The organism is Bradyrhizobium sp. Crot121, assembly GCF_059512385.1.
In genome coordinates this window covers 1-1030 of the sequence record NZ_JCAMOR010000267.1, presented here as the reverse complement: position 1 = coordinate 1030, position 1030 = coordinate 1, and the positions used below count along the sequence as shown (strand labels likewise).

Below are 1030 nucleotides of genomic sequence, written 5' to 3'. Positions count from 1 at the left end.
CAAAGCCCAAACGGTGCGAGCCATCTTGTTGGCGAGAGCGACGGCGACAAGCATGGGCGGCTTACGAGCGAGCATGCGCTCCAGCCATGTCCCTTGCGATGGACCGCGTCGGCGAGCCAGATTCACCACCGCACTCGCCCCGATGATGAGGAGACGCCGCAGCGTTCGCTCACCCATTTTCGATATTTGACCGAGCTTCTGTTTTCCACCAGTGGAACGTTGCAGCGGGGTCAACCCCAACCACGCAGCGAAATCCCGGCCACGTTTGAAGTTTTCCGGCTCAGGCGCTAGCGCCATCAGAGCTGTCGCCGTGATTGGGCCTATTCCAGGAACCGTCATAAGCCGTCGAGCAATTTCCTCTTCTCGAGCTCGTCGCGCGATCTCAATATCGAGCTGCTTGATTTGCTCTTCCAGCACCGCCCGCATCTTGACCAGGATATCGAGCGCCGGTTGCGCCGCCGTTGGCACGCTGCTCCCGGAAGCTTTCGCGTGCTCAACCAGCGCGCCGACATTGGAGGCCCCCTTTGCAACGACCAGGCCGTATTCGGCGAGGTGACCTCGCAACGCGTTTATGATCTGGGTACGTTGCCGGACCAAAAGATCGCGAGCGCGAAACACGACCGCGCTCGCCTGCTGGTCCTCACTCTTCACGGCGGCAAAGCGCATGGTGGGGCGTTGGGATGCTTCGCAAATCGCTTCCGCATCGGCCATATCGTTTTTTTGGCGCTTAACAAACGGCTTTACATAGGCCGGTGGAATCAGTCGCACTGTATGACCCAGCTTGCCAATCTCACGAGCCCAGTGATGGGCGCTGGCGCAGGCTTCCATCGCTACCAGGCACGCAGGCTGCTGGGCAAAGAAAGCCAACACTTTGTCACGACGCAGCTGTTTGCGGAAAACAACATCGCCGCCAGGGTCTGCGCCATGCGCCTGAAAAACATGTTTCGCCAAGTCTAGCATTACAGTTGTCTTTTTGTTTTGAAGTGCGCGCGCTGGGCGGCGGCCTGGTGAGCTCTACGCCAAAGTGACC

The 1030-nt window shown here is 59.2% G+C and carries 1 protein-coding gene; it reads right to left on the bottom strand.

Going from position 1 to position 1030, the window contains the following annotated elements:
* Window positions 1–960: IS110 family RNA-guided transposase (locus AC5ZGW_RS46440; RefSeq protein WP_496114184.1), on the bottom strand; the 960-nt coding region annotated here is incomplete at its 3' end.
* Window positions 961–1030: the final 70 nt, after the last annotated feature.